General features: G+C 66.3%; 23 protein-coding genes. 11 read left to right on the forward strand and 12 right to left on the reverse strand.

What is annotated here, in order from left to right:
- Window position 1: 1 nt before the first annotated feature.
- A complete protein-coding gene (locus ACLJPD_RS07425) occupies window positions 2–796 on the reverse strand; it encodes an ABC transporter ATP-binding protein (RefSeq protein WP_410871009.1) in 795 nt (264 codons plus the stop codon).
- Window positions 797–1042: 246 nt separating this feature from the next.
- Here ACLJPD_RS07425 and ACLJPD_RS07430 point away from each other — a divergent pair, with 246 nt between their 5' ends.
- Window positions 1043–2059 (forward strand): alpha/beta hydrolase, encoded by a 1017-nt coding sequence (locus ACLJPD_RS07430; RefSeq protein ID WP_410871010.1) that lies wholly within the window; start codon window positions 1043–1045, stop codon window positions 2057–2059.
- 63 nt (window positions 2060–2122) lie between these two features.
- Here the strand turns inward: ACLJPD_RS07430 and ACLJPD_RS07435 are convergent, their stop codons facing one another.
- The 5 genes from ACLJPD_RS07435 to ACLJPD_RS07455 form a co-directional block, all read right to left on the reverse strand.
- Entirely contained in the window at window positions 2123–2746 is a 624-nt protein-coding gene (locus ACLJPD_RS07435; protein WP_410871011.1) for a TetR/AcrR family transcriptional regulator, read from the reverse strand.
- A 144-nt stretch (window positions 2747–2890) separates the two neighbouring features.
- The gene (locus tag ACLJPD_RS07440) at window positions 2891–3244 is read right to left on the reverse strand and encodes a DUF3349 domain-containing protein (RefSeq protein WP_410871013.1); all 354 of its coding nucleotides are present in this window, start codon (window positions 3242–3244) and stop codon (window positions 2891–2893) included.
- An 11-nt stretch (window positions 3245–3255) separates the two neighbouring features.
- Window positions 3256–3528 carry a hypothetical protein gene (locus ACLJPD_RS07445; RefSeq protein WP_410871014.1) on the reverse strand — a complete coding sequence of 91 codons (273 nt, stop codon included), beginning with the start codon at window positions 3526–3528 and terminating at the stop codon, window positions 3256–3258.
- Window positions 3529–3550: 22 nt separating this feature from the next.
- The gene (locus tag ACLJPD_RS07450) at window positions 3551–4735 is read right to left on the reverse strand and encodes an anion permease (protein ID WP_410871016.1); all 1185 of its coding nucleotides are present in this window, start codon (window positions 4733–4735) and stop codon (window positions 3551–3553) included.
- A 58-nt stretch (window positions 4736–4793) separates the two neighbouring features.
- The gene (locus ACLJPD_RS07455) at window positions 4794–6311 is read right to left on the reverse strand and encodes an ATP-dependent DNA ligase (protein ID WP_410871018.1); all 1518 of its coding nucleotides are present in this window, start codon (window positions 6309–6311) and stop codon (window positions 4794–4796) included.
- A gap of 93 nt (window positions 6312–6404) precedes the next feature.
- Between ACLJPD_RS07455 and ramB the strand changes: the two genes are divergently transcribed.
- Window positions 6405–7811: an acetate metabolism transcriptional regulator RamB gene (gene ramB, locus ACLJPD_RS07460; protein ID WP_410871020.1), complete on the forward strand. Its 1407-nt coding sequence runs from the start codon at window positions 6405–6407 to the stop codon at window positions 7809–7811.
- 11 nt (window positions 7812–7822) lie between these two features.
- Here the strand turns inward: ramB and ACLJPD_RS07465 are convergent, their stop codons facing one another.
- On the reverse strand, window positions 7823–9652 hold the full coding sequence (locus tag ACLJPD_RS07465) for an acyl-CoA dehydrogenase (protein ID WP_410871022.1): 1830 nt from the start codon (window positions 9650–9652) through the stop codon (window positions 7823–7825).
- A gap of 316 nt (window positions 9653–9968) precedes the next feature.
- Between ACLJPD_RS07465 and urtA the strand changes: the two genes are divergently transcribed.
- From urtA to ACLJPD_RS07495, 6 genes are all read left to right on the forward strand, one after another.
- On the forward strand, window positions 9969–11219 hold the full coding sequence (gene urtA / locus ACLJPD_RS07470; RefSeq protein WP_410871023.1) for an urea ABC transporter substrate-binding protein: 1251 nt from the start codon (window positions 9969–9971) through the stop codon (window positions 11217–11219).
- Window positions 11220–11289: 70 nt separating this feature from the next.
- Window positions 11290–12174, forward strand: coding sequence for an urea ABC transporter permease subunit UrtB (gene urtB, locus ACLJPD_RS07475; RefSeq protein WP_266293973.1), 885 nt, complete (start codon window positions 11290–11292; stop codon window positions 12172–12174).
- Complete coding sequence (gene urtC / locus ACLJPD_RS07480; RefSeq protein ID WP_410871024.1) at window positions 12171–13298, forward strand: urea ABC transporter permease subunit UrtC; 1128 nt, start codon at window positions 12171–12173, stop codon at window positions 13296–13298. Before urtB ends, urtC begins: the two co-directional genes overlap by 4 nt.
- A complete protein-coding gene (urtD, locus tag ACLJPD_RS07485) occupies window positions 13295–14110 on the forward strand; it encodes an urea ABC transporter ATP-binding protein UrtD (protein ID WP_410871025.1) in 816 nt (271 codons plus the stop codon). Before urtC ends, urtD begins: the two co-directional genes overlap by 4 nt.
- On the forward strand, window positions 14103–14795 hold the full coding sequence (gene urtE / locus ACLJPD_RS07490) for an urea ABC transporter ATP-binding subunit UrtE (protein ID WP_410871026.1): 693 nt from the start codon (window positions 14103–14105) through the stop codon (window positions 14793–14795). The genes urtD and urtE overlap by 8 nt, the downstream gene beginning before the upstream one ends.
- 14 nt (window positions 14796–14809) lie before the next feature.
- On the forward strand, window positions 14810–15595 hold the full coding sequence (locus ACLJPD_RS07495) for a GntR family transcriptional regulator (RefSeq protein WP_410871028.1): 786 nt from the start codon (window positions 14810–14812) through the stop codon (window positions 15593–15595).
- Here ACLJPD_RS07495 and ACLJPD_RS07500 read toward each other — a convergent pair whose 3' ends face one another.
- Window positions 15596–16477, reverse strand: coding sequence for an NERD domain-containing protein (locus tag ACLJPD_RS07500; protein WP_410871030.1), 882 nt, complete (start codon window positions 16475–16477; stop codon window positions 15596–15598).
- A 202-nt stretch (window positions 16478–16679) separates the two neighbouring features.
- Here ACLJPD_RS07500 and ACLJPD_RS07505 point away from each other — a divergent pair, with 202 nt between their 5' ends.
- On the forward strand, window positions 16680–17225 hold the full coding sequence (locus ACLJPD_RS07505; protein ID WP_410871031.1) for a carboxymuconolactone decarboxylase family protein: 546 nt from the start codon (window positions 16680–16682) through the stop codon (window positions 17223–17225).
- A gap of 93 nt (window positions 17226–17318) precedes the next feature.
- Window positions 17319–17696, forward strand: coding sequence for a VOC family protein (locus ACLJPD_RS07510; RefSeq protein WP_410871033.1), 378 nt, complete (start codon window positions 17319–17321; stop codon window positions 17694–17696).
- Here the strand turns inward: ACLJPD_RS07510 and ACLJPD_RS07515 are convergent, their stop codons facing one another.
- Both ACLJPD_RS07515 and ACLJPD_RS07520 read right to left on the reverse strand, forming a co-directional pair.
- A complete protein-coding gene (locus tag ACLJPD_RS07515) occupies window positions 17697–18125 on the reverse strand; it encodes a hypothetical protein (RefSeq protein WP_410871035.1) in 429 nt (142 codons plus the stop codon).
- 69 nt (window positions 18126–18194) lie between these two features.
- Window positions 18195–19034, reverse strand: coding sequence for an NmrA family NAD(P)-binding protein (locus ACLJPD_RS07520; protein ID WP_410871037.1), 840 nt, complete (start codon window positions 19032–19034; stop codon window positions 18195–18197).
- 84 nt (window positions 19035–19118) lie between these two features.
- Between ACLJPD_RS07520 and ACLJPD_RS07525 the strand changes: the two genes are divergently transcribed.
- Window positions 19119–19544 (forward strand): winged helix-turn-helix transcriptional regulator, encoded by a 426-nt coding sequence (locus ACLJPD_RS07525; RefSeq protein ID WP_410871038.1) that lies wholly within the window; start codon window positions 19119–19121, stop codon window positions 19542–19544.
- Here ACLJPD_RS07525 and ACLJPD_RS07530 read toward each other — a convergent pair.
- Together ACLJPD_RS07530 and ACLJPD_RS07535 are read right to left on the reverse strand one after the other, a co-directional pair.
- The gene (locus tag ACLJPD_RS07530) at window positions 19524–20219 is read right to left on the reverse strand and encodes a polysaccharide deacetylase family protein (RefSeq protein ID WP_410871039.1); all 696 of its coding nucleotides are present in this window, start codon (window positions 20217–20219) and stop codon (window positions 19524–19526) included. The genes ACLJPD_RS07525 and ACLJPD_RS07530 overlap by 21 nt on opposite strands.
- Before the next feature lie 53 nt (window positions 20220–20272).
- The gene (locus ACLJPD_RS07535; protein ID WP_410871041.1) at window positions 20273–20773 is read right to left on the reverse strand and encodes a L,D-transpeptidase; all 501 of its coding nucleotides are present in this window, start codon (window positions 20771–20773) and stop codon (window positions 20273–20275) included.
- Window positions 20774–20893 lie beyond the last annotated feature (120 nt).

Raw genomic sequence — 20893 nt, forward strand, 5'->3', positions numbered from 1 at the left:
CTCACGCCACCCCACCCCGCCCGAACAGCAACTCCGACAGGTAGTCGCAGAGCTTGTGGAATTCGGGCGTGCGCATCATCTCGGGTGTGCGCGGACGCGGCAGATCGATGTCGACCAATTCCAGCACCCGCCCCGGTCGCGGACTCATCACCGCCACCACATCGGAGAGGAACACGGCCTCGCCGATGCCGTGGGTGACCATCAACGTGGTCGCGGGCTTCTCGGTCCAGATGCGCAGCAGTTCCAGATTCAACCGCTGCCGGGTCATATCGTCGAGTGCGCCGAACGGCTCGTCGAGCAACAGTACCGACGGCTGCACGACCAGTGCTCGGGCAATCGAAACCCGTTGGCGCATACCGCCGGACAGCTGCGCGGGCTTGGCCTTCTCGAACCCGTCGAGGCCGACGAGCGCGATCAGCTCGGCGATCCGGTCCGGTTCGGCGGGCAGCCCGGCCACCTGCAACGGCAGCCGGATGTTGGACTCCACGCTGCGCCACGGCAGCAACGCCGAATCCTGGAACGCGATGCCGAGCTGATGACCGCCGCGCAATTGTTCCGGGGACAGGCCGTTGATCCGCGCGGTGCCCGCACTCGGTTCGTCCAGGCCTGCCAGAATCCGCAACACCGTCGATTTGCCGCAGCCCGACGGCCCGAGCAGTGACAGGAATGCGCCGTGCGACGTCTGCAAATCGACCGAGTCCAGCGCGTTGACGGTGTTACGGCCCACCGTGAAGGTCTTGCTCAACGCACTGATCTCGATCCCGGTGGTCGCGCTACCGGGGATTTCCTTACCCATGCTCGTCACCATAAGAGCGGCTGGTTGCGGCGGCATTTCCGAATCGGGGCCCAGATTGCGGCCCCGTTAATCGTGGGCGAGGTCACGATAAATGTGAACCGGTAACGATTCGGCGATGTGAGAGGACATAGAGTGTCGGAGGATCTGACAGCCCCGAGACGCTCGAGCGCCTAAGCTCTCGACCGACCAGGGGAAGCACTGCGATGACGTGCCCGACAGGGCATGTGGACTGGAACCGACTGTTCGATGAAGCTCTCTGCACTACGTACCGTGGCCGCGCTGCGCACCACCGCCGTGGCTCTGACCGCCGCATTGTCGGTGGCCGTTGTCGCCGGTGGCGCCGCCTCCGCCGCACCCGAGAAGCCCTCGGCCGTGTCCTCGATCGTCAAAGACGGACGCGTGTGGCATCTGAAGGTGTACTCGGCCGCGATGAAGAAGGACATCACGATCGACGTGCAGCGTCCCGTCGACGAGTCAAAGCCCGCCCCCAACTTCTTCATGCTCAACGGCCTCGACGGCGGTGAGGGCACCGCGAGCTGGGCCGCACAGACCCAGTCGCTGGCCTTCCTCGCCGACAAGCAGGTCAATGTGATCCAGCCGGTCGGTGGCCGTGGCAGCTACTACACCGACTGGAAGCAAGAAGACCCCAAGCTGGGTCTGAACAAGTGGACCACCTTCTTCACCCAGGAGCTCCCGCCGCTGCTCGACGGGGCCCTCAACTCGACCGGCCGCAACGCGCTGGCCGGGCTGTCCACCTCCGGCACCTCGGTGCTGCAGCTGGCCGAGGCCAAGCCGGGTCTGTTCAAGTCCGTCGCCGCCTACAGCGGTTGCGCGCAGATCGCCGACCCGATGGGCAAGCAGGCCGTCAAGTTCTCGACGGAGACCTGGGCGGGCGGCAAGACCGTCAACATGTACGGCCCGGACAACGATCCGGCCTGGGTCGAGAACGATCCGGTCGTCAACGCCGAGAAGCTGCGCGGCACCAACCTCTACATCTCCAGCGGTAGCGGCATGCCGACCAACGCCGACGTGGCGTACTACCTCAACGGCTCGCCCGGCCCGATGGGCGTGGTCAACCTCGGTCTCGGGATCGGCATCGAAGCGGCGACCAACGCTTGCAGCCAGAACCTGAAGACCAAGCTGGACTCGCTCGGTATCCCGGCGACCTACCAGTTCACCCCGATGGGCACCCACTACTGGCCGTACTGGGAGCAGGCGCTGCACGACTCGTGGCCGCTGCTCGCCGATGGCATGGGTATCTGATCTCCCACTGAAAACGGGAGGCGTCCGGATTCGGATGCCTCCCGTTTTTCTCGTTGCGGGCAGCTAGCTGGGGGCGATCGCGGTGCGCACCGTGAGCCCGGAGCGGATGAAATAGGCGATTTCGTCGCAGATCTCGTCGACCGAGATCGCGTCACCGGGAACGGTGGCGTGCACCATCTCCTGGGCCAGCGAATTCACCGCGCCGATCACCGCGAGGCCGAACAGGTGCAGGCTCCGCGATTCCGCCTCGCCGCGTTCGGCGGCCCGTTGCGCTTCCCGGGTGAGCAGCGCCGAAATCGACCGCCGCTGCGCGCGCCGCCATTCCTCCACCACCGGGCTCACCCCGACGACCTCGACATAGAACACCCGCGCGGACCGACGATCCCGGCAGGTCACCGCGAGAAACGCGCGGAAACTCTCGACGACGCGCACCACCAGCGGCTGTTCGCTGGTGAGTTCCAATGCCTCGTCGAGGCGACGCAACGCGGCCGCGTTCAACCGGTCGACCAGGGCGATCAACAAGGCCTCGCGGCTGCCGATGTCTTCGTAAAAACTGCGGGTCGACACATTCGCCGTCGAACACAGTCGCTCGATCGAGGTCGACGAATATCCCTGGGTGCCGAATAGTTCCAGCGCCGCGTCGGTCAACCGGTTGCGGCGTAGCGCTACTCGCTGCTGGCGCGACAATCCACCGTAACTACGACCACTATCGGTTACATCCGCACGCCGAACCACGGATGCATGCTAGCGCGCGATCGCCTGCCAGCCCGGCGATTCGTCATTGTCGCGGTGAATTGCGCTGGCGCAACGGAATTGTCGAAGCGGGCGCGATCAATACTGTTCGGAAGGTGGTTCGTCGTCGAGCGGTGCGGCCAACGGCCAGCCACCGGCCGCCAGATGCGAAGCGACGCGCGAGACATCGTCGGGGGCGGGCTGCTGCTTCGCGAAATCGGCGATAGCAGCGGCGATATCGGCCTCGCTGATCGTTTCGCCCTGACGGCTGGCCTCCACCAGCCGCTCCCCGATCACGACCACTTCGTAATCGGTGAGGTGGCGGTGCAGCACCGCGAACAAGGCGACGTAGTCCGACTGCGGAATGCCCTGCGGATACCCGGCGCGCAACCAGCCGAGCACCCGCGAGAGCAGGTTGCCGCGGACCGAGGGGCTGGGGTTCGGATCGGTCATGGCGTCCTCATTCACGATTGGCCGAACAGGTGGATGCCGAACTGGTGGGCGATGAAAGCCTTGGCGGTGAACAGGATTCCGGTGATCACCACCACGACGATGAGGGACACGCAGATCAGTGCCCCCGCCAGCGCGGAATAGTTGCGATGGACGCGGCCCTGCTCGTCGACGGTCTCGGCATCGGCCCACCACCGCACGGCGAAGGCGAAGACCGCCGGGACGCCGGCGCCGAAGATCAGCGCGGCGAGCACCACTTCCCACAGTGAACTCAGATTGGTGATCACGGTGTGCACTGTTCGCTCCCCTCTACCCGGCGTGGTTCTGGTCGATCGGCGACTGTGCCGAGGTGGGCGCCCGGCCGTCGGGCCATTCGTTCACATTGTGGGTGCCGACCGGGTCCCGGCGCGATCGGAGATAGATCCCGAGCGCACCGGCGATCAGCACGCCGAACACCACGAGAACACCCGCGAGCCCACCGATGAGATGTGCCAGCGCCCAGCAGATCGCGCCGACGATGCCTGCCATCGGCAGCGTCAGCAGCCAGGCGACGGCCATCCGCCCCATCACCCGCCAGCGCACCTCCGCGCCCTTGCCGATGCCGGTACCGAGGATCGAGCCGGTCGCGGTCTGCGTGGTCGAGAGCGGCAGCCCGAAGTGCGCCGAGGTGAGAATGATTGCGGCCGAGGTCGATTCGGCGGCCAGACCCTGCGGCGACTCGATCTCGACCAGACCCTTGCCGAGGGTCCGGATGATCCGCCAGCCACCGAGATAGGTACCGAGGGCGATCGCGACCGCACAGGAAGCCATCACCCACAGCGGCATGTGGTCGTCGGTGTCCAGCGAACCGTAGGCGACCAGCGCGAGGAAGATGACGCCCATCGTCTTCTGCGCGTCGTTGGTGCCGTGCGCCAGCGACACCAGCGAGGCCGAGCCGATCTGACCCCAGCGGAAACCCTCCTCGGTCTTCGCCTGGTCGACGCCGTGGGTGATCCGGTACACCAGGAACGTGCCGAGGGCCGCCACGAGGGCCGCGATCACCGGCGCGAGCAAGGCGGGCAGCACGATCTTGATCAGCACGCCGTCCGAACCCGATGCCCAGATCACGCCGTTCCAGCCGAGCGCGGCGATCGTCGAGCCGATCAACCCGCCGAACAGCGCGTGCGAGGAACTCGACGGCAGGCCGAGCAGCCAGGTGAACAGGTTCCACAGGATGCCGCCGACCAAACCGGCGAAGACGATGACGAGCAGGTCCTGCCCGCTCACCTCGTTCAACCGCACGATGCCCTTGGCCACCGTCGCCGCCACCGACACCGACAGAAACGCGCCGATCAGATTCAGCACACCCGAGAGCGCCACCGCTGTCTTCGGCTTCAGCGCACCGGTGGCGATCGAGGTCGCCATGGCATTGGCCGTGTCGTGGAATCCGTTGGTGAAGTCGAATGCGAGAGCTGTGACGATGACGATCAACAGGACCAGTAGTTCGGCGCTCACCCGAACAGTGTGTCGCATGCCGTCGGCCGATTGCCGAACTGTTGCGGGTAAGTCGTGATTACCCGGAGTGACCTCCGCCGAGTGCGCGCACCGCGTCGATCGTGTCGGCCTGCGCGGGTTCCTTGTCCGGCCGATAGCGGACCACTCTGGCGAACCGCAACGCCACGCCACCGGGATATCGGGTGCTGGTCTGCACGCCGTCGAGCGCGATCTCGACGACCAGTTCCGGGCGCAGGTACACGGCCTGGCCGTCGCGACCGGTTTCGTGGCGCGGGAATTCCTCGGTCTGCCAACGGAGCAGTTCGTCGGTGAGGCCTTTGAAGGTCTTGCCGACCATCACCGGCTCGCCGGTCTCCGGATCACGGGCCGCCAGATGCAGATTCGACAGGAAACCGGTGCGGCGGCCATAACCCCATTCGGCGCCGATCACCAGGAGATCGAGGGTGTGGGCGGGTTTGATCTTCTGCCAGGCTTTTCCACGTCTGCCCGCGGCGTACGTGGCGTCGAGCGCCTTGACCATCACGCCCTCGTTGCCGACGGCCAGCGCGTCGTCGTAGCAGTCGGCGGCGGCCTCGGGAGTAGGCGCGATGAGCGCGGGGATGCTGTGTTCACCCGCGACCTGTTCCAGTGCCGTGCGGCGGACCCGCAGTGGTTCGTCGATGAGGTCGGTGCCGTCCAGATGCAGGCAGTCGAAGAAGTACGGGTGCAGTTGGCGCGGGTCGCCGATAGTGGCGAAGCGACTCATCGTCTCCTGGAACGGGCGTGGGCGGCCCGCGTCGGTGAGTGCGAGGGTTTCGCCGTCCAGGACAACGGTGGTGCAATCGAGGGATCTGACGAGGTCGACGAGCTCGGGGACGCCGGCGGTGATGTCACGCAGGGTTCTGGTGAAGACCCACACCTGGTCGCCGTCGCGGTGAACTTGGATGCGGGCACCGTCGAGTTTGTGTTCGACGCTGATGTCGGAGCCCAGTTCGGCCAGTGCCTCGTCCAACGAGCCGCCGGGTGAGGCGAGCATCGGCGCCACCGGACGTCCTACTTCGAGGCGAAATGCCGACAGTGCCGCTTCGCCCCCGGCGAGCGCGGCGATCGCGGTGACGGGCAGTTGGCCCGAGAGCATATGGGCCCGGCGCACCACGTCGACGGGGATGCCGGTGGACTGGGCGAGGGCCTCGACGACGATCGCGGTGAGCGCACCCTGACGGAGTTCGCCGGTGAGCAGGCGGACCAGGAAGGACTGTTCTGCCGCGGTCGCGGCGGTGAACAGCGCGGTCAGCAGTTCGCGACGCCCGGTGGTCGATCCCTTGCCGCTCAGTCCGGTGAGCTGCGTGAAGACGTCGTCCACCGTGGCGACCGTGAGCCGCGCTTCGCCGCTCGGCGGGGTGTCGAGCCCCGCCACCGTGCGCCACCCTGCCCCGATCCGGCCCTGCACCAGCTCCCCGGACAACCACGCCACCACGATGCCGATCTCGTCCGCCCCCGCGGCACCGAAGAGCCCGGCCAACGCGGCAATCTTCGCCTTGCGCGACCGGGTCGCTCGCACGGTCTCCGAGGCCGTGACGACATCGCTGAACAGCACCTCACGACAGTATCGCGAGGGTGTGACACAGAGCTCCAGCCCGCTGTTAAGAATCCATTGGCAAGCCTGCGAAATCGCCCCTAAACTGGACATATGGCCAAGACCTATGTCGGAGCGCGGCTGCGCCAGCTGCGTACCGAGCGTGGGCTCAGCCAAGTGGCGCTCGCGCAGAAACTGGAGATCTCGGCGAGTTATCTGAACCAGATCGAGCACGACGTGCGACCGCTCACCGTGCCGGTGCTGACGCGGATCAACGAGGTCTTCGGGGTCGACCCCACCTTCTTCTCCGCCCAGGACGACACCCGGCTCATCGCCGAGTTGTCCGAGGTGGTGATGGATGCCGAGCTCGGGATCGAGGCCGACACCCAGCAGATCGCCGACATGGTGTCCGCGCATCCGTCGATGGCGCGCGCCCTGGTGGCCATGCACAACCGCTACCGCAACACCAGCGCCCAACTGGCCGCGGCCACCGAGGACCGGTTCGCCGACGGTTCCGGCAGCGCCGCGATCAGCAAGCCGCACGAGGAAGTGCGCGACTACTTCTATCAGCGGCAGAACTACATCCACGAATTGGATACCGCCGCAGAGGATCTCACCGCGCGCATCCGGTTCCACGGTGGCGAGGTGAGCACCGAGATCGTGCGCCTGCTGCGCGCGCACGGCGTGCGGATCAGCGAACGCATCGACCTCGGCGAAGGCGTGCTGCACCACTACGACCCCGACACCAAACAGCTCGAGATCTCCCCACATCTGTCCGGCGGACAGCGCACCTTCAAACTCGCCGCCGAACTCGCCTACCTCGAATGTGGTCCGCTGCTCGAAAAGCTGGTCGACGAAGGCAATTTCGCCTCCGACTCCTCGCACAAACTCGCGATGCTGGGATTGGCGAACTATTTCGCGGCCGCGATGGTCCTGCCCTACACACACTTTCACGACGTAGCCGAGAATTTTCGCTACGACATCGAGCGCCTGTCGGCCTTCTTCTCGCAGAGTTTCGAAACCATCTGCCACCGCCTCTCGACCCTGCAGCGGCCCACCCTGCGCGGCGTCCCCTTCTCCTTCGTGCGCGTCGACCGCGCGGGCAATATGTCGAAACGCCAGTCCGCCACGGGTTTCCACTTCTCCGCCAGCGGCGGCACCTGCCCACTGTGGAACGTCTACGAGACCTTCGCCTACCCCGGCAAGATCATGACCCAGATCGCCCAGATGCCCGACGGCCGCAAATACCTCTGGATCGCGCGCACCGTCGAACGCCGTGCCACCCGCTACGGCCAACCCGGCAAGACCTTCGCCATCGGCCTCGGCTGCGAACTACGTCACGCGAGCCGGGTCGTCTACGCCGACGGCATCGACCTCGGCGAAGCCACCGCCACCCCCATCGGCGCGGGTTGCCGAGTCTGCGTGCGCTCCAACTGCCCCCAACGCGCCTTCCCACCCCTGGGCAAAGCCCTCGACATCAGCGAACACCGCAGCTCGGTCTCGCCCTACCTGATCAAGTAGTTTCGCCCCACTCAGAAGGCTTCCTCCGGGACGGTCATGATGTCGTTGTCGATGGTGGCGAGGATGTTCCTGGTAGCGGTGAGTTCGGGAAGCACATTCTTGGCGAAGAAGCTCGCCGCGGCGATTTTGCCCTGGTAGAAGGGGCGGTCCCGCGGTGCGGCGTCGGCGGCCAGCGCGGCGGCGGCGATATCGGCCTGGACCAGCAGGCGCCAGGCGATGAGCAGGTCGCCGACCGACATCAGGAAGCGAACAGAACCGAGGCCGACCTTGTAGAGCTCGGTGGGCGCGGTCCTGCCCGCCATGGCGTAGCCGGTGAGGGTGGCTGCCATGGCGCCGATGTCGGCCTGGGCGGTGCGCAGCAGGGCACGCTCGGTGGCGAAACGGCCGGTGTCATCGTCGAGGTAGCCGCTGAGCTGAGCGTTCACGTGGGCCAGGGCGACGCCACGATCGCGCATGATCTTGCGGAAGAAGAAGTCCTGGGCCTGGATCGCCGTGGTGCCCTCGTAGAGCGAGTCGATCTTGGCGTCGCGGATGTACTGCTCGATCGGATAGTCCTGCAGATAGCCCGAGCCACCGAGAGTTTGCAGAGACTCGGTGAGCAGCTGGTACGCACGCTCGGATCCGACGCCCTTGACGATCGGCAGCAGCAGGTCGTTCACGCGGTGCGCGGTCTCGGGATCGGCAGCGGAGACCAGCTGCGCCATGTCCGCGTTCTGGTGCGCGGCGGTATACAGATACACCGCTCGCAACCCCTCCGCATAGGCCTTCTGCATGGCAAGCGACCGGCGCACATCGGGGTGATGGGTGATGGTGACGCGCGGCGCCGCCTTGTCGGCGACCTGCGTCAGATCCGCGCCCTGCACCCGCGTCTTGGCGAACTCCAGCGCGTTCAGGTACCCGGTCGACAACGTCCCTGACGACTTCACACCCACCGTCATCCGCGCGTTCTCGATCACCTCGAACATCTGGGCGATGCCGTTGTGCACATCGCCGACCAGCCAGCCCTTGGCAGGCACCGCGCTGCCACCGAAGGTCATCTCGCAGGTCGGCGACGACTTGATCCCCATCTTGTGCTCGACCCCGGTCACGTACACACCGTTGCGGTCGCCCAGTTCCAGCGTCTCGGGATCGAAGAGGAACTTCGGCACGTAGAACAGCGACAGCCCCTTGGTGCCGGGGCCTGCGCCCTCCGGCCGGGCGAGGACCAGGTGGAAGATGTTCTCCGCCATGTCACCCACGTCACCGCCGGAAATGAACCGTTTCACCCCCTCGATGTGCCACGAACCGTCGGGCTGCGGCACGGCCCTGGTGCGGCCCGCGCCGACATCGGATCCGGCGTCTGGCTCGGTGAGCACCATGGTGGCCTGCCACCCGCGTTCGACACCGCCCTGCGCCCAGCGCTTCTGATCTTCGTTGCCGACCTCGTAGAGCACCGAGCCCATCACCGGGCCCATGTTGAAGAAGCTGGCCGCCGGATTGGCACAGATGATGAGCTCGTTGATCGCCCACATCACCACGTTCGGGGCGGCGGTGCCGTCCATGCCCGCCGGCATGCCGAGGCGGTACCAGCCCGCCTCGCGGACCAGATTCACCGTCTTGCGCAGCGGATCGGGCACGGTGAGGTCATGGGTATCGGGGTGGAAGACCACGGGGTGCCGGTCGGCCTCGGCGAACGAGTCCGCGATCGGCCCCTCGGCCAGGTGTTTCACCTCGTCGAGGAGCTGGCGCACCGTATCGGAGTCCAGGTCGCCGTAGGCGCCGGTATCCAGAAGCTTGTCGAGGTTCAGCACCTCGAACAGATTGAATTCGATGTCACGCACGTTCGCCTTGTAGTGCCCCATGGGGCCCTCCTCGACTGAGGCGCACACGGCCCGATTGCCGCGTGACTCGGCTGCTCGACGTCGTACGAATCGAGCGTGCCGCACCGCCGCGCCCCTACGCAACCGTAGGTACGGCGGTCCCACGGCGAACAATTCACATGGACGAAACAGACGAAACGGGCACGTGACCGGGCGACATTCCGGGGCAACAAGTTCCATCTACTGTCTCGAATCACGAATACAGCCGCTGTATACAACTCGGTGTACACCCAGGCAGCGGCGGTGTTCGTTGTGGCGCGTGTGGCGCCGCCGTTACACCTGATGAGGAGACCCGCCCATGTCTGAATCCCGTTTGGTCAAGGCACTTGTCGTGCCTGCCGCGGTGGCCGTCGCCGGCCTGCTGCTCACCGGCTGTGGTGCGCGCGACGACGCGTCGACCGGCTCGACCGCCGCCTCCTGCGTCGACACCAGCAAAGACACCATCAAGGTGGGGTCGCTGCACTCGCTGTCGGGCACCATGGCCATTTCCGAAGTGACCGTGGCCAATTCGACCAAGCTGGCGATCGACCAGATCAACGCCGCGGGCGGGGTCAACGGCAAGAAGATCGAGATCGTGCTCGAAGACGGTGCGTCGGACCCGAAGACCTTCGCCGAGAAGGCGGAGAAACTGATCAGCTCCGACTGTGTCGCAGCGGTTTTCGGCGGCTGGACCTCGTCGAGCCGTAAGGCCATGAAGCCCAAGTTCGAGAGCCTGAACTCGCTGCTCTACTACCCGGTGCAGTACGAAGGCCTGGAAGATTCCAAGAACATCTTCTACACCGGCGCCACCACCAACCAGCAGATCGTCCCCGCGCTGGACTACCTGAAGCAGAAGGGCATCAAGTCCCTCTACCTGGTCGGCTCCGACTACGTCTTCCCGCAGACCGCCAATCGCGAGATCAAGGCCTACGCGGCGGCCAACGGCATCGAGATCAAGGGCGAGGACTACACCCCGCTCGGCTCCACCGACTTCTCCACCATCATCAACAAGGTGCGTGCCGCCAAGGCGGGCGCGGTGTTCAACACCCTCAACGGTGACTCCAATGTCGCCTTCTTCCGCGAGTACACCAACGCGGGCCTGAAAGCCACTGAGATGCCGGTGGTCTCGGTGTCGATCGCCGAGGAAGAGGTCGCCGGCATCGGCGCGCAGAACATCGCGGGCCAGCTGACCGCATGGAACTACTACCAGACCGTCGACTCCCCGGCGAACAAGAAGTTCGTCGCCGACTACAAGGCCGCCTTCGGCGCCGACAAGCCCACCTCGGACCCGATGGAAGCCGCCTACGCCTCGGTCTACCTGTGGAAGAACACCGTCGAGAAGGCGAAGTCGTTCGCGGTGGCCGACATCCAGGCCGCGGCCGACGGCGTGAGTTTCGACGCCCCGGAGGGCACCGTCACCATCGACGGCTCCAACCACCACATCACCAAGACCGCCCGCATCGGTGAGATCCGCCCCGACGGCCTGATCTACACCGTCTGGGATTCCGGCAAGGCCATCACCCCGGACCCGTACCTGAAGTCCTACGAGTGGGCCAAGGGCCTCAAGTAAACAGCCCGACAGGTGTGGGACGCGCGGCTAGCGCGTCCCACACCGCCCCAGTTCCAAGGAGTCCACTGCAATGGACGTGCTGATCAGTCAGCTCTTCACAGGGTTGAGTCTGGGATCCATTCTTCTGCTCGCCGCGCTCGGTCTGTCCCTGACCTTCGGTCAGATGGGCGTCATCAATATGGCGCACGGCGAATTCATCATGGCCGGTTGCTACACCACTTATGTAGTGCAGCAAGTCTTTTCGTCGGCCGGTGTCTCGCTGGTCGTGTCGCTGCTGATGGGCTTCCTCATCGGCGGTCTGCTCGGTGCCGCCCTGGAAATGGGGCTGATCCGCTACATGTACGACCGGCCACTTGACACGCTGCTCGTCACCTTCGGTGTCGGGCTCGTGCTGCAGCAGGCCGCGCGTGACATCTTCGGCGCACCGGCCAAGAACGTGCTGGTGCCCGAATGGCTCAGTGGCGGAATCACTATCGCGGGCGCGGTCGTGCCGAAGACCCGCATCTTCATCCTCGTGCTGGCGATCGTCGCGGTGACCACCCTGGCCGCCGTGCTCAAGACCACGCCGATGGGCCGACGGATTCGCGCCGTCGTCCAGAACCGCGGACTCGCCGAAACCAGCGGCATCTCCAGCCGTTTCACCGATATCAGCACGTTCTTCATCGGCTCCGGCCTCGCCGGTGTCGCCGGTGTGGCGCTCACCCTGATCGGATCGACCAGCCCGACCATCGGCCAGAGCTATCTGATCGACGCGTTCCTGGTGGTCGTGATCGGTGGCCTCGGCCAGATCAAGGGCACGGTGATCGCGGCGTTCGCGCTCGGCCTGCTCAACTCGTTCATCGAATACTCCACCACCGCGTCCATCGCGAAGGTGATCGTGTTCGTGCTGATCGTCATCTTCCTGCAGGTCCGCCCGCAGGGCCTGTTCACCGTGCGGACGAGGAGCCTGGCATGACCGCACTCACCGAACGTCTCCGCACATACCCGCGACTCACACCTCTGGCCGGTTTCGCTCTCGCGGCGATCCTGCTGTTCGCGGTCGCCCCGGCGGTTTTGAGCGACTTCCGCTTGAACCTGCTCGCAAAGTTCCTCTGCTTCGCCATCGTGGCCGCGGGCATCGGATTGGCGTGGGGTCGTGGCGGAATGCTCACCCTCGGCCAGGGCGTGTTCTTCGGCATCGGCGCCTACGTCATGGCCATGCACATGCAACTCGCCGACGCCGCCCGCATGGGCAACGACGTCCCGGAGTTCATGGAGATCTCCGGCATCAGCGAACTCCCCGCCTTCTGGCAGCCGTTCAGTTCCGCGCCGGTCGCCATCCTCGGCATCCTGGTACTGCCCGCGCTGGTCGCCGCCGTGCTCGGCTACGGCGTGTTCAAGCGCCGGGTGCGCGGTGCGTACTTCGCCATCCTGAGCCAGGCGCTGGCCGCGGCGCTGGCCATCCTGCTCACCGGCCAGCAGGCCATCGGCGGCTTCACCGGCCTGTCGGACTTCCGTTCCTTCTTCGGATTCCGGCTCTCGGACCCGGCCAACCGGCAGATGCTGTTCTTCATCGCCGCGGGCACGCTGCTCGTGGTGGTCGCGCTGATTCGCCAGCTCAACCGAAGCCGCTACGGCGAACTGCTGGTCGCGGTGCGTGACGCGGAGGAGCGCGTGCGCTTCCTCGGCTACGACCCGGCCAATATCAAGATCGTCGCGTATGTCGTCGCGGCGTTCCTGGCCGGTATCGCGGGCGCGCTGTTCACTCCGATCGTCGGCATCATCTCCCCCGCCGATATCGGCGTCGTGCCCTCCATCGCCTTCCTCATCGGGGTGGCGATCGGTGGCCGCACCACCCTGCTCGGCCCGGTCCTCGGCGCGATCGGTGTCGCCTGGGCACAGACCTCGCTGTCGGAGTCGTTCCCGTCGGGCTGGACCTACATGCAGGGCGTGCTCTTCATCGTGGTCGTCGGATTCATCCCCGCCGGCCTGGCCGGGCTGTGGCCGATGCTGAAGGGCTGGCTCGACAGTCGCAAGAAGCAGCCACCGGCACCGGCGCAACCAGCGGTCGTCACCGAAGAGAAGGTGCAAGCGCGATGACACACGAACCACGAGCGGGCGGCAACGCCGGCATGGACAGCGACTACCTCGAAATCCGTGGTCTCTCGGTGAGTTTCGACGGTTTCAAGGCGGTGACCGACGTCGATCTCACGGTGCTGCAGGGTGACCTGCGGTTCCTGATCGGCCCGAACGGCGCGGGTAAGACCACGCTGATCGACGCCATCACCGGCCTGGTGCCCGCCACCGGTTCGGCGCAGAAGTCGGGCACCGAACTGCTCGGCAAGAAGGTGCACCAGATCGCCCGTCTCGGCATCGGGCGCACCTTCCAGACGGCCAGTGTGTTCGAACAGCTCACGGTGTTGCAGAACCTGGATATCGCCGCGGGCGCCGATCGTTCGCCCTGGTCACTGCTACGCAGTCGCAAATCCGTGCTGCCGAGTATCGAAGAGGCCTTAGCGACAACGGGTCTCACCGCACTGCGCGACAAACCCGCCGGGGTACTCGCGCACGGGCAGAAGCAGTGGCTCGAGATCGGCATGCTGCTGGTGCAGAACGCGTCGGTGCTGCTGCTCGACGAGCCCGTCGCGGGCATGAGCGCCGAGGAACGCGAGGAGACCGGAAACCTGTTGCGCCGCATCGGTAGTGACCGCGTGGTCATCGTCGTCGAGCACGACATGGACTTCATGCGCTCCTTCGCCACCTCGGTCACCGTGCTCGCGGGCGGCAAGGTGCTCAGCGAGGGCAGCGTCGAACAGGTGCAGGCCGATCCGAAGGTGCAGGAGGTCTATCTCGGCACCGCGAATCTCGCTGCGACAAGCCCCGCGACACAAGGAGAGTCGGCCGATGCTTGAACTACACGACATCCGTTCCGGGTACGGGCGCACCGAGGTGATCCACGGCGTGAGCCTCACCGTGCCCGACGACAGCGTGGTCGCCATCATGGGCCACAACGGCGCGGGCAAGACCACCCTGCTGCGCACCGCCGTCGGCCTGCTGCCCACCAAGTCGGGCACCATCACCTTCAACGGCGAGAAGATCACCAAACTCTCACCCTCGCAACGGGTCAAGCGCGGCATCGGCTACGTGCCGCAGGGTCAGCAGAGCTTCGGGCAGCTGACCACCGCGGAGAATCTGCAGGTGGTTGCCGATGGACGTAAACGCGGCAAGGCGCTGATCGACGAGTCGCTCGATCTGTTCCCCGCCTTGAAGGACCTGCTCACCCGCAAGGCCGGTCTGCTCTCGGGCGGTCAACGTCAGCAACTCGCCATCGCGCGGGCGCTGATCACGGAGCCGAAGCTACTCATCCTCGACGAACCGACCGAGGGCATCCAGCCATCGGTGGTCGCCGAGATCGAGCGCACCATCATCGAATTGACGCAGCGTGGCGGTTTGAGTGTGCTGCTGGTGGAACAGCACATCGGCTTCGCGCTGCAGGCCGCGCAGCAGTACTACGTGGTGCACTCGGGGCATCTCGGCTCGACCGGGGCAGGCGGTGCGGGCGCGGAAGCCGCGGTCCGCGCGGCGATGGCGATCTGATCGCAGACACGCACATGGCGACCGGGGGCTCGGGCGATGGTGCACGTCGCGCTACCGGCGGGCGCTCGGGCGAGTCCGGGGGTCCCGCCGGCGGCAGAGGGCGGGTTCCGCTGGCCGAGCGCGTCTACGACGAACTCCGGCGCGACCTCGCCACCGGAGAGCTGGCTCCGACCGAACGGCTACGTGCCGAACGGCTGGCCGAGCGCTACGGCGTCTCGCGCACTCCGGTGCGCGAGGCGCTGGCGCGCCTGCAGGCCGATGGCCTGGTCCAGCGCCATGTCGACGGCCTGTATCTCTACCGCCCACGCCTGCACGAACTGGACGAACTCTACGAGCTACGAATTGTGCTGGAAGCACGCGGTTTTCAGCGCATCGCCAACGGTGGTTCCGTGCAGGTGCGCATCCCGGCCGAACACGACCTGCCCACCGTGCGCGCCGAGCTGGCCCGCTGGCTCGAATTCCGCGACACCCCACCGGAACCCGGCCTCGACCTGGTCGCCGCCGACGAGCAGTTCCACACCGAACTACTGAGGGCGGCGGGCAATTCCGCTCTCGCGGAGGCACTGACCGCCGTCTACCTGCGGGTTCGCCCGGTGCGCACCATGGACGTGCCCACCGCCGAACGGGTCGCGGCCATGACGGCCGATCACATCAGCATCGCCGAACAGGTACTGGCCGGTGACGACGAACAAGCCCTGCGCACTCTCACCACCCACATCGAAACCTCGCGCGCCCACGTTCGAGTACGTGCGGAGCAGGCGATCGCCTTCACCAAACTCGGACGCGTCGTGCGGGATTGATCAACAGTCCGGCTGGAACGGCCAGCACTCGGTCTTGCGCGGAGTCACCGACGTGGGCGCACGGGTCGTCGAGGTCTGCGTCGTGTCCGACATCGGGCGCGAATTCGGCGAGTCCTGCACCAGCGCCACGCCGACCACCACGAAGAGAACGAGGATGCCGAGCAGCGCGCCGACGAACAGTCCGATACCGACGAGCTTTCCGCGGCGCGACGGGTCAGGGGGCGGGGCGGGCTCGCTGAATCTGCGCACCGGCGCCACCACCGGCGCCTGCGCGGATCGCCTGTCGGCGAAACCCTCTTCGGCCAGCTCAGCACGCGAGGGCACCTCGACCCCACCGAGGGTCGCGCACGTGTTGAGCACCCGATCGATCGTCCATTCGGGCGGCCCCGCCGAGAACCCCTCGAGGTATACCCGCAGCTCATGCGCATCAACGGTGTTCGCGACCAGCACATCAAGTCCAGGCCGCAGCGCGGTGCGGGCAGGCCGGACGACCACGCCCCGATACGGCACGAGCACCACCGCGCCCGACACGTGCTTGCTGTCCTGCAGCGCCTGCTCGAGCGCCACGCGCACCGCGTGCACCCCGTGCTCGACCCGGTCGGTGAGACCGTTCGACGGCTCGGCGTCTAAATCTAGCGCACTGTCGCTGATCATCCACGTGCCGTCGGCGCCGGCGCTGAGCAGCCCGCTCTGGCGCCGCCGGAAACCCTTGACCTCGAGCACCGTGATCCCGCGTGGCGTCACGATCACCGCGCCGAGTCGCCGGTCACCCACCCGGCAATCGAGGAGCGCGAGCCCCGTACTCGGATAGGCGCGCAGGCATTCCACGAGCTCGCGCTCGGCGCCGGTGAGCTCGGCACCCGGTCTGATCCGAACCAGCATGTGCGATTTTCCCCTACCAGGCTTGCGACTTCGCACCGCCGCTGCGCGCTGCGGTACCCACCGATCATGACGCGCAACTGTTCCGAAAACCACTGGAAACCAAAGAAAACCGGCGCGAATATACGACTGCCCCCTGGAGTCGATACCGGCGAGTACGCTCCGTTCCGGGCCGACGATGTTCGAGAAGAAAGGTGGACAAGAGATGGATTCAGCGCCCCTACCACGCGTTTCGCCGGGCCGGTTCGGTGAACTCGGACCGATCAACTGGGTTGTCTGGCAAGTACTTTCCCGCGCGTCGGGCACCGAAGACGCGCACCTTTTCAGCACCCTCGGTCGCACGGGCGGACTTTTTCGCGGCTGGCTGCATTTCTCCGGCAAGCTCATGCCGGGTGGCAGGTTGCCGCGTGCGGAGGCCGAATTGGTGATCCTGCGCGTCGCACAGCTGCGCGAGTGCGACTACGAGGCCGATCATCATCGTCGGCTCGGACGCAAGGCGGGGCTGTCCGCCGTGGAGATCGAGCGGGTGGCCGCGGGCCCCGAGGCGGAAGGCTGGACGCCTCGTCAGCGGGCCCTGTTGAGCGTCGTCGATCAGCTGGTGACCAGCCGGGACGTGGACGACGCGACGTGGGCCGCCCTGGCCGAGCACTACGACGAGCGGGTACTGATCGAGATCGTGCTGCTGATCAACCAGTACGAAGGTCTTGCCTCGACCATCACGACCCTGCGGATCGAGCGAGACAAGTTCTGACGGTGTGACCGAGGTCATATAGCGAGCGCCCGCAGAACCTCCCACAGTAAAGGCGTACGACGTACGGAGTTCATCGACACCGAGGAGACCCCCTTGCAGATCACCGCTTCCGCCCTCTCGCTCAACGTCGCCGATCCGCAGGCCTCCGCCCAGTTCCTGATCGACCACCTCGGCTTCACCGAGAAGATGGCCGCCGAGGGGTTCGTGAACGTGGCACGGGCAGACGCGGGCATGGACGTGATCTACCTGCGCACCGGGCTCGGCTCGTTCAAGCCCGCCCGCATCGCCGGGAACGCGGGCGAGGGACTGCTTGTCGTGTTCGTCGTCGACGACATCGACCGCGAATACGACCGATTGCGGGCCGAGGGCGTCCCGATCGAGACCCCTATCGAAACCGAGGAATGGGGCGAGCGCTACTTCCAGATGACCGACCCCAACGGGATCGTCATCCAGCTCGTCCAGTGGGTGTGATCAGCGACGCGCGACCCGCAGCGCGGCCACGATCATCGGGATCTGCAACGGCAGCCGCGCCAGCACGCCTGCCTTGAACACCTTGGGCGCCTTCGGATTACCGACCACGTCCACCGTCATCTGCACATTGGCCGGGAAGACGCCGATGAACAGCGCCACCGCCAGCCAACCACCGAGCCGCCGGGTGCGCGGCACGGCCAGCGCGGTCGCCACGCCCAGCTCGGCGACCCCGGACGCATACGTGTAGGTCCGCGGGTCGCCGGGCAGCTGCGGCGGCACGATCTTGTCGAACGGCTTCGGCGCGACGAAGTGCAGGGCGCCCATGAAGAACAGCAGTCCACTCAACCAGGAGTGCGCCTTTGCGCCGCTCCTGGTCTTCGAGCCGGACCGAAGGGCGGGGCTGGGTGACGTTGGTCGAAGGTCGCTCATCTGGTCAGGTTAGCCCGTGCCCGGCGAGTTACCCAGGTGCTCTTGTCCCGAGTAGGTGCCGCTGGGCGACTACCGAGCGAAGACTGTGGCGGCCGAGGTGGCGGGGCGGCCGAGGATCTTGCTGAGGTCGCCGGTGTTCACCTCCAGTACGCCCTCACCGATGCGGGCGTCGGCGTCGGCGAGGACGGCGGCGTACTGGTCGTCCAGGCCCGCCGCGCGCAGGGCCGCCGTGTAGTCGTCCTGAGTGAGGTTCGCGTAGCTGACCGTGGCACCCTGCGCCTCGGCGATCGCGGCGGCCAGATCCGCGCCGGTCAGCGCCTCGTCGCCACCCAGTTCGTAGACCCGACCCTCGTGTCCTTCGCTGGTGAGCACGCGCGCGGCGGCTTCGGCGTAGTCGGCACGGGCGGCGCCCGAGACGCGGCCATCGCCCATTGCCCCGTGCAGGACACCGACCTGCGCCGCGTGCGCGACGGAACCGCCGTAGTTCTCCCAGTACCACCCGTTGCGCAGCAGCACCGTCGGTACCGAGGCGGTGGCCAGCACCTCTTCGGTACCGCGATGCTCGGCGGCCAGCACCATCGGATTGCTGTCGGCGCGCGGGATGCTGGTGTAGGCGAGCAGTTCGACACCGGCACGCTCGGCGGCACGAATGACATTGGTGTGCTGGGTAATTCGCTGACCGAACTCATTGCCCGAGATCAGCAGCACGCGATTCACGCCAGCCAAGGCGGCATCGAGGGCGGCCGGATCGTCGTAGGTCGCCTGGCGCACGACGGCACCGCGCGCGGCCAGATCGGCCACTTTCCGCGGATCGCGCACGATCGCGACCGGTCGCTCCCCCGCGTCGAGCAGAGCCTCCACGACCAACCGGCCGAGCTTTCCGCTTGCTGCTGTCACTGCCACGGTCATTGCTGCCTCCATCGCCTTAGTGCTAACTATTAGTAAGTACTATGGACTTGTGGGGCGCTACCGTCAAGTGGGTAGAATGGGTGCATGCCCGAGACGTCCCCCGCGGATCACGACCCCACGCTGGAAGCCGACGTCTTCGCGCGCAATTGTGATTCTCGCCCGGTCCTGCAGAACATCGCCGGACGGTGGGGCGTGCTGGCCCTGGTCGCGCTGCTCGACGGTCCGGTCCGCTTCAGTGCCCTACGCCGTCGAGTCGACGGTGTGAGCGAGCGCATGCTCTCGCAGACCCTGCAGGCACTCGAACGCGACGGCATGGTCCATCGCGAGGTGCTGGAAGCGATCCCACCCCGCGTCGAGTACACCCTCACAACACTGGGCGAGGAGGTGGCGGGCCAACTGCGATCGCTGGTCGTCGTCCTCGAATCCAACATGGACGCGGTCCGTGCCGCGCAGGAGAGCTATCACCGCGCCGGGGCGTCCAGGATCAGCTCACCGCGCGAGCAGCTCTGAGACAGTGACGAACCGGTAGCCCTTCGCACGCAACCCGTTCACGATCTCGGGCACCGCGGCAAGGGACTCGGCGCCGTACATGACGTGCAGCAGGATGATCGAACCCGGCCGGGTCTTGCCCATCGCGTCACCGACGATGGCCTCGCGGGACGCGCCACCCGCGGAATCAGGCTCCACATCCCAGGTCACCGTGGTGCGATCGTGGTCGGCCAGGTAACGCGGCAGCGCCCACAGCTTCTTGCCGTAGGGCGGGCGAAAGGTGATGGGCCCCTGATACCCGGCACGACGGATCTCGGTGTCGGTCCGCTCGACCTCATCGCGCACGGTGTCGCCGGAAACCAGCACCATCCGCCGGTGCGAATAGGTGTGATTGCCGAGCTCGTGACCGGCGCCCACGATCGCCGCACCGTATTCGGGATGCGCGGCCAGATCTTCGCCGACGAGGTAGAAGGTCGCGGGTACCCGCGATTCCCCCAGCACCCGCAACACTTCCGGCGTCCGCGCGGTCGGGCCGTCATCGAAGGTCAACGCGACGACCTTCTCGTCGGTGTCGACCCGATCGACCAGCCGCCCCGCCACCTGATAGGTCCGCGAATTCATCAGCACATACAAACCTGCCGCCACCGCCAAAACCACAACGATCCCGACAGCCACGCTGATCAACCACTTACGCATGGGCAGACGCTAACTCACCGGGTCGGTTCGGCCCGGTGAGTACGACCGTGTACTTACACGATCACCTGGGTGATGTCGCCCGGCTTCAGGTAGTCGAAGAAGCGGTGGGCGCCGTCTTCGGTCATGCGCACACAGCCGTGCGATTTCGAATCGACCGGTCCCACGTGGAATGCCATGTCGCCATTGAAGAACGTGGCCCAGCGCATCGGCGCATTGTGCATCGTGCTCCAGTGGAATTCCCGCTTGAAGGAAATCTTGGTCACGGCGGGCGGGGTTTCGTATCCGGCCATGCCGTGCGAGATCGGCGTCGGCCCGAAGATCACCCGGCCGTTGTCGACCAGCCATGCCTCGTTCGTCGACAGCCGCAGGCAGGCCCTGGCTTCGACAACCGGGCACGGCGATGCGGTGGGAACAAGGGCGGGAACACCCGGGACATCTGGTCCACCGGGGAAAAGAGGTTCAGCCACGGCCGGTGTCACCGTGCCGAGTCCGGCCACAGCCACCGCGGCGATCGCCGCGCAACGTGCTGCCCAACCGAGAATGCGCTTGCTCATCGAGTCGTAACCTCTCAACCGTGCCCGCCACCGCGAGTCAACCCGGGTGAGGGGACCATCTCATGGAACACGAACATGTCGAACACGAGCGTGGAGAACTTACCTGGAGGTGTTGTTGAT

The organism is Nocardia sp. A7 (genome assembly GCF_046549215.1).
Taxonomy (GTDB): Bacteria; Actinomycetota; Actinomycetes; order Mycobacteriales; family Mycobacteriaceae; genus Nocardia.

Excerpts from the sequence above, each read along its gene's own strand:
- ACLJPD_RS07425 (WP_410871009.1), bottom strand. The coding sequence starts at position 796 with ATGGGTAAGGAAATCCCCGGTAGCGCGACCACCGGGATCGAGATCAGT.
- ACLJPD_RS07430 (WP_410871010.1), top strand. The coding sequence starts at position 1,043 with ATGAAGCTCTCTGCACTACGTACCGTGGCCGCGCTGCGCACCACCGCC.
- ACLJPD_RS07440 (WP_410871013.1), bottom strand. The coding sequence starts at position 3,244 with ATGACCGATCCGAACCCCAGCCCCTCGGTCCGCGGCAACCTGCTCTCG.
- ramB (WP_410871020.1), top strand. The coding sequence starts at position 6,405 with ATGGCCAAGACCTATGTCGGAGCGCGGCTGCGCCAGCTGCGTACCGAG.
- ACLJPD_RS07465 (WP_410871022.1), bottom strand. The coding sequence starts at position 9,652 with ATGGGGCACTACAAGGCGAACGTGCGTGACATCGAATTCAATCTGTTC.
- urtA (WP_410871023.1), top strand. The coding sequence starts at position 9,969 with ATGTCTGAATCCCGTTTGGTCAAGGCACTTGTCGTGCCTGCCGCGGTG.
- urtB (WP_266293973.1), top strand. The coding sequence starts at position 11,290 with ATGGACGTGCTGATCAGTCAGCTCTTCACAGGGTTGAGTCTGGGATCC.
- urtC (WP_410871024.1), top strand. The coding sequence starts at position 12,171 with ATGACCGCACTCACCGAACGTCTCCGCACATACCCGCGACTCACACCT.
- urtD (WP_410871025.1), top strand. The coding sequence starts at position 13,295 with ATGACACACGAACCACGAGCGGGCGGCAACGCCGGCATGGACAGCGAC.
- urtE (WP_410871026.1), top strand. The coding sequence starts at position 14,103 with ATGCTTGAACTACACGACATCCGTTCCGGGTACGGGCGCACCGAGGTG.
- ACLJPD_RS07495 (WP_410871028.1), top strand. The coding sequence starts at position 14,810 with ATGGCGACCGGGGGCTCGGGCGATGGTGCACGTCGCGCTACCGGCGGG.
- ACLJPD_RS07500 (WP_410871030.1), bottom strand. The coding sequence starts at position 16,477 with ATGCTGGTTCGGATCAGACCGGGTGCCGAGCTCACCGGCGCCGAGCGC.
- ACLJPD_RS07505 (WP_410871031.1), top strand. The coding sequence starts at position 16,680 with ATGGATTCAGCGCCCCTACCACGCGTTTCGCCGGGCCGGTTCGGTGAA.
- ACLJPD_RS07515 (WP_410871035.1), bottom strand. The coding sequence starts at position 18,125 with ATGAGCGACCTTCGACCAACGTCACCCAGCCCCGCCCTTCGGTCCGGC.
- ACLJPD_RS07520 (WP_410871037.1), bottom strand. The coding sequence starts at position 19,034 with ATGACCGTGGCAGTGACAGCAGCAAGCGGAAAGCTCGGCCGGTTGGTC.
- ACLJPD_RS07525 (WP_410871038.1), top strand. The coding sequence starts at position 19,119 with ATGCCCGAGACGTCCCCCGCGGATCACGACCCCACGCTGGAAGCCGAC.
- ACLJPD_RS07530 (WP_410871039.1), bottom strand. The coding sequence starts at position 20,219 with ATGCGTAAGTGGTTGATCAGCGTGGCTGTCGGGATCGTTGTGGTTTTG.
- ACLJPD_RS07535 (WP_410871041.1), bottom strand. The coding sequence starts at position 20,773 with ATGAGCAAGCGCATTCTCGGTTGGGCAGCACGTTGCGCGGCGATCGCC.